The organism is Methylobacterium sp. E-065, assembly GCF_022829605.1.
GTDB lineage: Bacteria > Pseudomonadota > Alphaproteobacteria > Rhizobiales > Beijerinckiaceae > Methylobacterium.
Genome location: NZ_JAKSYD010000274.1, coordinates 26,229 through 34,348, shown reverse-complemented (window position 1 = coordinate 34,348; position 8,120 = coordinate 26,229). Strand labels below are relative to the sequence as shown.

The following is an 8,120-nucleotide window of genomic DNA, read 5'->3' as shown; positions in this document are numbered from 1 at the left end:
CCCGCCATCGGCATCGTGGCTCAAAGCGGGTGACAGCTTCTACTCAGCGCTGACCCGTCGTCTGCTTCGGCGCGGCTCCTTCACCGGCGTCGTCGACCTTCAAGCGGCGATCAAACGCTACGTCGCCGAGCACAACCGGCGCGCCAGACCTTTCGTCTGGAACAAACCCGCCACCGACATCCTCGCCGCCGTCAGCCGATCCCCTGAACCATCCGTCTGAGTCAGTGCACTAGGCGCCTTCGCCGGCTCGGTGGCGGGTTTGGTCCAGACGAAAGGTCTGGCGCGCCGGTTGTGCTCGGCGATGTAGCGTTTGATCGCCGCCTGAAGGTCGACGACGCCGGTGAAGGAGCCTCGCCGCAGCCGACGACGGGTCAGCGCTGAGAAGAAGCCCTCGACCGCGTTGAGCCACGAGGCCGAAGTCGGGGTGAAGTGGAAGGTCCAGCGCGGGTGGCGAGCCAGCCAGGCGCGCACCTTCGGATGCTTGTGAGTGGCGACGTTGTCGAGGATCGCGTGGATCGCCTTGCCGGGCGGGACGGCGGCTTCGACTGCGTTGAGGAACCGGACGAACTCACTGTTCCGGTGGCGCTGCATGCAGCGGCCGAGCACGGTACCCGCCAAGACATCGAGGGCAGCAAACAGTGTCGTCGTGCCGTGACGGGTATAGTCGTGGGTCTGGGCGGCGGGATGGCCGGGGGCGAGCGGACGGTCGGGGCGGGTCCGCTCCAGCGCCTGGATCTGGCTCTTCTCATCGATGGACAGCACCACCGCGTGGGCGGGCGGGTCCATGTAGAGGCCGACGACATCCTCGACCTTGGCGGCGAAGGCGGGATCGCGCGAGCGCTTGAACGTGCGCAGACGATGCGGCTGGAGACGGTGAGCGTCCCAGATCCTTTGCACGGCGCGCAACGAGATCCCGACCGCCCGGGCCACAGCCCGGCCGGTCCAGTGCGTCACCTCGCCCGGCGGCTCCGAGCAGGTCAGCGCCAGGACCTCAGCCACCGTCTCGGTCGAATGGGGCGGCGTGCCGGGTGGACGTGTCTTGTCGCGCAGCAGACCTTCGACGCCCGCTTCGGCGTAGCGCTGCTGCCAGCGCCACACGGCCGGGCGGCTGACGCCTGCCCGCCGGGCGACGTCCTGGACACTCAGGCGCTCGCTTGAGAGCAGGACGATGCTGGCGCGCTGGATGTGCTTGAGCGGACGGCAGCGGTCGCTGGCAATCGCAGCCAACCGTGCCGCGTCGGTCGCATCGAGGAGCACGCATACCGTCTGAGCCATCGCCCAGACTCGCACGTCTCATCCTACGCGTGAATCCTCCGTCCGCGTCACTGCACTAGCCGGACGTCCCGGGGTAGGTGTCCGGATCGGATCGTCGGTCTCAGAGATGATATGCCACTCCGGCGGCCCAGTGCTCCGGGAAGCGCCGGTAGGCCGCGACGACGATGGACTCCCAGTTCGCCCCGTGCGGGAGGTCTAGCCACGCCAAGGTCTCCACCGGATCGACCTCAGGCCAGGCCCGCAGCCAGCGGAGCCGGTCCTCGATGGCACCGGGCGGGAGCAGGATCGCGCCCGGGAACGCGCTCGCGACACCGGCCTGGGCATCCTCCGCCAGGCGCGAGACCATCTCGATGTTGGCGTCGGCCTCCACGACGACGTCCTCCGGAGGCTCGGACCCGAGCCTTTCGGCCAGGGCGTCGGTGACGTTCCTGAGCATGGTGCGACCGGTATTCGGGCCGGACGAGACGGACGAGGTCCTGCGTTCGCCGGGCCGTCGGCGTTCGCCGAGGATACGCCCGTCGAAGCGGCCGCCCAGGTCCCACCAATCCCAGCGTCCGAGGGGGTTGAGCCATCGCCCGTAGCCTCCCGTCACCGGGTGGCGCTCCACGTCCCGGACGTAGGCGTCCACGAAGGCGTCGAGGTCAGGCTCGGCGTCCGCGAAGCGCACCTGCCAGCGTCCGAGGGCGCGGCGCGTCATCTCGGCGTTGATCGCCCCGATGTCGAGATGCCCGTACGGTTCGCCCTCGATCCGGGTCCCGCGGCCCGCTTCCCGGGTGAAGGTGAACCCGGTCCGGTGGAGGGCGCGGACCTCGTCGGTCTCGTCGTGGAAGGCCAGCCAGTCGTCCGGGACGTCGCCCTTGCCGCCGCGCTGGAAGGGCGCGAGCGAGGCGCGGATGGCCTCGGCGGGGGCGAGCTCCGAGACGGGCAGGATGACGTGGACGAGGGAGAACATGTCGGGGGCGACCTGGGCCTCGTGCAAGAGCTGCGCGACTCCGAGGGTAACGCATACCGCGTAACGCGATCCGCTACGTGCTACGAATTCCGGGATGCGTGGGTCCGGCCGGTGTCGATCAGCCGATCAGGATCTTGCGCAGGCATCAATCCGTCGGGGACGACGCGACGAGCGGTCGAAGGAGGTCGGGCAGGTCGTCGAGGCCGACACGTCCCTTCATGAGGACGCGGTCGGCCTGACCGGCCAAGCGGCGCCGGTCGTCGCCGTCGACGTCCTTGGCGGTAAGGACGACAACCGGGATCGAACCACATCCCGGCCTGGCCCGCAGCGCATTCAGAAAGGCGAACCCGTCCATCTCGGGCATCATCAGGTCGAGCAGGATCAGGGAGGGACGCTCCGCGGCCACCGCCGCGAGGCCGATCCGACCATTCTCGGCCGTGGTGACGCGCCAGCCTTCGCGCGACAACCGCGTCGACATCCGCTCCCGCGTATCGGCGTCGTCGTGGATGACAAGCAGGGGTCCCTCGTGGATCTGGGGGCGGAAGCGATCCATCACCCCATGGAGCTCATCCCAATCCACTGGCTTCTGCAGGTAGTCCGTCGCGCCCAGGGAGAAGGCGAGGCTCTGCTCGTCCAGCACCGTCACCATGATGATGGGCGTGTTCCCGAGTTCGGCATCGCCCCGAAGCGTACGCAGCACCGACCAGCCGTCCATCCGCGGCATGGTCACGTCGAGTAGGATCACCCGCGGCCTCAGGGTTCGGGCCCGCTCGATGCCTTCCTTGCCATCCCGGGCGACGGCGACGCGGAAACCGTCTCGCTCCAGGAAGCGGGCCACGAGGTCCCGCGTGGCTGGGTCGTCGTCCACCACGAGGACGAGGCCGGACGCCTGGGTGGCGGACCCGTCCGCGACCTCGTCGATTGCCGTCGACGTTTCCTCGTCGTTCGTGCCCGTGATGCGCGCCGGGACCGTTACGGTGAAGGTGGTGCCGCTCCCCTCCTGGCTGGCCACGGAGATCTGGCCGCCGAGCATGGTCGCGAAGGCGCGGGTGATCGACAGTCCGAGGCCGGTGCCCCCGAACTTCCGGGTGGTCGAGGCGTCGGCCTGGGTGAATCGTTCGAACAGCCGCGCCTGCTGCTCCGGGGTCATGCCGATGCCGGTGTCGGTCACCCGGAAGTCCAGCCAGTCCGTTCCTTCGCGTAGGGTGCGCTCGACCGACAGGGTGATCCTGCCGCCCTCCGTGAACTTGGCGGCATTGCTCAAGAGGTTGATCAGGCACTGGCGCAGCTTCGTGACGTCGGTGCGCGCCTCGCCGAGGTCGTCGCGGAGATCGAGCGTCAGCGCATTCCCCTTCTTGTCGATCAGGGCCTCGACGGTGGATGCCACGTCGCGCACGACGGATTCGACCGAGAATTCCTCGACGTAGGTCTCCATCCGTTCGGCCTCGATCTTCGAGAGGTCGAGGACGTCGTTGATCAGCCCGAGGAGGTGGCGCGCGTTCGCCTCGATCTTGCGCATGTCGGGGAGCAGGTTCTCGTGACCGAGATCCTCCATCTCCTCCTGCAGCATCTCGGAGTAGCCGATGACCGCCGAGAGCGGGGTGCGCAACTCGTGGCTCATGTTGGCGAGGAACTCGCTCTTGGCCCTGTTCGCTTCCTCCGCGGCGTGCTTGGCGGCCTCAAGCAGGAGCTCGGCCCGCTTGCGCTCGTCGATGTCAGAGACGACGACGCTCCCGACGAGGCCACCGTCGGCATCATGCATCGGTGCGCCGGAGAACCCGACCCAGGCGCGCCTCCCGTCCCCGCGCTGGTAATCCACCTCAATCTCGCCCTCGCCGGTTCCGTGGCGTGCGAGCTTCAGCAGCGGCCAATCCTCGGGTCCGACCCGGCGTCCGTCTGCGTGGAAACCGACGCAGCGTTCCGGTCCCCCACCAGCGGTCGTCGGCATCACGTCATGGCCGAGGATTGCGGCGACGCGGGCGTTGTGGCCGACGATGTGTCCGGACGGGGCCTCGGCGATCAGCACCCCGACAGGCAGCGTGTCCATCACCGTTCGCAGGGTCGCCTCGCTCGCGCGCATGCCGCGCCGCGCCTCCGCTTCCCCCGCCTCCGCCAGCCCGGCCGGGATGGTGCCCGCGAACAGGGTCGCGGTGCGGAGATCGCGCCCGGAGAAGGCGTCCGGTCGGCTCGATTGCAGCTTGAGGACGCCGATGTTCGCGTGTCCCCGCGAGACCGGGACGTAGATGGCCGACCGCATCCCGAGGGGAGCGATGACGTCGCGCTTGACCCGGGGATCGAGAAGCACGTCCGGACACAGCACGGGCTTGCCCGTCATCAGGCAATGACCCGAAAGGCTGCCGTCCAGGGGCAGTCGCAACCCGACGTGTCCGGCGAGCGAACCGCGTCCCGAACGGTAGATGAGCTCGTCCCCCTCGCGCAGCTCGATGACCCCGCCCTCGGCCTGCGGGACGGCCTCCATGACGTCTGCGACGAGTGCGTCGAGGATCGCGTTCCGGTCCCCGGCCGCCCGGGTGACCGCGGTCTGGGCCGCGATCAGGACGTTCTGCTGCGCGATCAACGCCGCCTGCCCCGAGAGGATGCGCTCGCGCTCGGCCACCGAACGGCGCAGGTCCATCTGGGTCATCACCTGCCCGGCGAGCGCCCGCAGAGCCCCCGCCTGAGGCTCGGTGAGCCCTTCCGGCCGGGGCGCCAGGTCGATCACGCACAGGCTACCCAACCTCTCGCCGCCCGCAGCCTGAAGCGGGGCCCCTGCGTAGAAGCGCAGGTACGGCTCACCCGTGACGAGGGGGTTTTCGCGGGTGCGGGGGTCCAGCGTCAGGTCCGGGATGACCAGCAGGTCCGGTGCGCCCAGGACATGCGCGCACACCGACTTGTCGAGGGACGTCTCGCACGGGGCGAAGCCCGCCTTCGCCTTGAACCATTGGCGGTCGCCGGTGACCAGGCTCACCAGGGCAACCGGGGCGGCACAGGTCATGCGGGCCAGCTCCACGATATCATCGAACCCCTTCTCGGGAGGCGTGTCGAGGATGTCGTAGTCCCGCAGGGCATCGAGACGCCGGATATCGGCGACCTCGGACGGAGGCGTCGTCGGATCGGTCATGCTGCGGCTCGTTGGCGGGGGCTTGTGCGCTCGCCGACGCCAGACCGCGGATTGGCGCGTTGCTGACCGCTGGGTGCCATCAACAACACGGTGTCGTCACGGTGGTTGCCGGCTCGATGACCGACCGCTTTCAATCCCGCCTCTCGACCGCGAAGGCGACGGTGCCTGCAAGAGGCGAGCTACGCTCGCCGATCGCTTACGCCATCGGTTTGGGGAGGGTCAGGTCCAGCTGCGCGCTCTCCGTGTCCCGTCCCATCCTACGGTCGAGGGCGCGAAGGACCGGCGTGACGGTAACGCCGTGCAGGAGGATCGAGATGAGCACCGTCAGCCCGGCCGTGGCCCAAAGGAGATCCGTCTCCTCGAAGGCGGCATGACCGGTTGCGAACGCGAGGTAGTAGACCGTTCCCAACCCACGGATACCGAAGAAGCTCACGACGGCACGGTCCTCGGTGGATCGCCCGCTTCCGAGCAGTCCGACCCAACAACACAAGGGTCGCGCGACGAGAAGCGCGAGCAGGCCGAAGGCAACCGCCGGCCAGGTCAGGGCACGGAGCAGCCCGCCGCTGACAAGCACCGCCCCGAACCCGATGAGCAGCACCATCATCAGAAGGCGTTCGAGCTCCTCGGCGTAGTCGTGCATCTTGCGATGGTATTCATGGCCGCGACTTGATGCACGCAGCGCAAGGGCCGCCGCGAACACGCCGACGAAACCGTATCCGTCGAGAACCTGGACGCATCCATAGGCGATGCAGGTCACGCCGAGCGCCACGAAGCCGTCTCCGGTGCGGGATAGCTTCGACAGGTTGGGCAGGTGAAACATCAGCCATCCCAACGCTCGGCCGACCGCCGCGCCGAAAACGGCCCCCACGGCGATCTTCCAGAGCACGTCGACCGCAAGCCAATGCGACCACGACATTCCGGCAAGACCGCCACCGGCGAGGCCAATGGCGAGGTTCACGAAGGGAAAGGCGAGGCCGTCGTTGAGCCCTGCCTCCGAGGTCAGGGCGAACCGCGGCTCGTCCTCATGGTCCTCGTCGGGATGACCAACCTGAACGTCGGATGCCAGGACCGGATCCGTCGGAGCCAGGGACGACGCGAGGAGCAGTGCCGACGCGAGACCAAGCCCAAGCAGGGTCGATCCCAGCACGGTCAAGGCGAGGATCGTCAGCGGCATGCCAATGCCCAGGAGCCGCCAAGTCACCGACCAAGTTCGCCAACCGAACAGGCGGTCGATTTTGAGGCCCGCTCCCATCAACGAGATTACGACCACGGCCTCGGTGGCATGCTCAATCAGCTTGGCGTGGGAGCCGGGATGGGGTGTGAGTTCCGCGACGACCGGGATGGTCGACTAGGCTGCACCTATGCCGACGCAGCAGATGGAAAGCGAAAGAGGCAGCGCCCGGAGTACCATCGGCAACCATGCCGTCAGAAGCACCAGGACACCGAACCCGGCGACGACGACGACATAGGTTTCCATGACGATTCAATCGGTCCCCGAATCCGTTGTTCACCGAAACGACGTGCCCGAGACGATGGCGGCGGGCCTTTATCGCCACACTGCATCTCTCGAACGAGACCGTCGCGTAAGGGCGGCGGCTGCCTTCAGGTCTCGCTGGCCCGGTCGTCGGCCGGTTGCCGGGGCTTCCCCTCTTCGTCCAGGGCCACGTAGGTGAAGACCCCTTCCGTGACCTTCTCTGGATTGCTCCCGGTACGGTCCCGGACCCAGACTTCGATCCTGACGCCCAACGACGTCTCGCCTTCTTCCTGCAGGGCACAGTAGCAACTCACCTCGTCACCGACCGCAATCGGCCGGAGGAAGCGCATCGCTTCGATGCTGACGGTCGCCACGCGGCCCTTGGTGCGCTGTGCGGCGAAGGTGCCGCCCGCCAGATCCATCTGCGACACCGTCCAGCCCCCGAAGATGGCGCCGGCGGCGTTCGTGTCGCGCGGCATGGCGATGGTGCGCAGGTGCGGGCCATCGGTGACGCTCGGGAACGTATCGGTCATGTCGGACACCCCACCCTTGTGCGATCAGGTCCGCGACCCGACCAGTGGCGAGGTGTTGTACTGGGCGAGAAGGTCGGCCGGGTCCTTGTAGGTCGCGATGCATCCGGCCTGCATGAGCTCCTCGGCCGTCCATCCACCCGTGAGCAGCCCAATCGTGCGGATGCCGGCCTTGCCGGCGGCCTCGGCATCGTAGGGCGTATCGCCGACGACGACGGCGTCCTGCGCCGTGATGCCGTCGAGGCGCTTCAGGGCGGCCTGGAAGATGTCCGGGTTCGGCTTGCTCTCCTCCGCGTCGTCCGACGACGTCTCGATGTTGATGAGGTCGTCGATGTCGGCGATCGTCTTGTAGGTCTTGAGCTCATCGCCCTTGGCGGAGGAGGCTAGCGCGAGTTGCTTGCCGTCGGCCAGCAGGCGTTCGACGAGCGACCGGACCTGCGGCAGGCCCTTGATGGTCGGCAGGTAGCGCTCCTTCAGGATCCCCGAACGGTGCTCCTCCAGGGCGTCGCCCTTCTCGGCGATCTCCGCCTCCGACAGGAACACCGGCATCAGGAGGTCCCCGCCCTTGCCGATCTGCCTGCGCAGATCCTCGAACGGGATGTCGTAACCGAAGTCCCGGAAGGCGTCCTGCCAGGCACGGGCGTGCTGGGGAACCGAGTCGATCAGGGTGCCATCGACGTCGAAGATCACTGCGGTGGGCATCAGTCGCTTTCCTGTCTGTGTTGGGCGGCGAGGGACATCCGGGAGCTTGCCGTCCTTCACCGATGC

6 protein-coding genes and 1 pseudogene are annotated in these 8,120 nt (G+C 68.0%); 1 reads left to right on the top strand and 6 read right to left on the bottom strand.

Translation table 11 applies throughout. The features are described from left to right. Positions 1 to 220 (top strand): annotated as a pseudogene (locus MKK84_RS31505) (IS630 family transposase); the annotation flags it as partial. Here the strand turns inward: MKK84_RS31505 and MKK84_RS31500 are convergent. The 6 genes from MKK84_RS31500 to MKK84_RS31475 all read right to left on the bottom strand — a co-directional run bounded on the left by MKK84_RS31500 (position 118) and on the right by MKK84_RS31475 (position 8,054). After that, on the bottom strand, positions 118 to 1,275 hold the full coding sequence (locus MKK84_RS31500) for an IS630 family transposase (protein ID WP_243926372.1): 1,158 nt from the start codon (positions 1,273 to 1,275) through the stop codon (positions 118 to 120). The pseudogene MKK84_RS31505 and the gene MKK84_RS31500 overlap by 103 nt on opposite strands. Before the next feature lie 100 nt (positions 1,276 to 1,375). Next, positions 1,376 to 2,254, bottom strand: a complete 879-nt coding sequence (locus tag MKK84_RS31495) for a hypothetical protein (protein WP_243926370.1) — start codon at positions 2,252 to 2,254, stop codon at positions 1,376 to 1,378. A 118-nt stretch (positions 2,255 to 2,372) separates the two neighbouring features. Then, complete coding sequence (locus MKK84_RS31490; RefSeq protein WP_243926368.1) at positions 2,373 to 5,348, bottom strand: response regulator; 2,976 nt, start codon at positions 5,346 to 5,348, stop codon at positions 2,373 to 2,375. 196 nt (positions 5,349 to 5,544) lie between these two features. Continuing rightward, positions 5,545 to 6,639: a cation:proton antiporter gene (locus MKK84_RS31485; RefSeq protein ID WP_313899383.1), complete on the bottom strand. Its 1,095-nt coding sequence runs from the start codon at positions 6,637 to 6,639 to the stop codon at positions 5,545 to 5,547. Between the two features lie 311 nt (positions 6,640 to 6,950). Continuing rightward, positions 6,951 to 7,355, bottom strand: coding sequence for an acyl-CoA thioesterase (locus MKK84_RS31480; RefSeq protein ID WP_243926366.1), 405 nt, complete (start codon positions 7,353 to 7,355; stop codon positions 6,951 to 6,953). A 24-nt stretch (positions 7,356 to 7,379) separates the two neighbouring features. Beyond that, entirely contained in the window at positions 7,380 to 8,054 is a 675-nt protein-coding gene (locus MKK84_RS31475) for an HAD family hydrolase (RefSeq protein WP_243926364.1), read from the bottom strand. Positions 8,055 to 8,120: the final 66 nt, after the last annotated feature.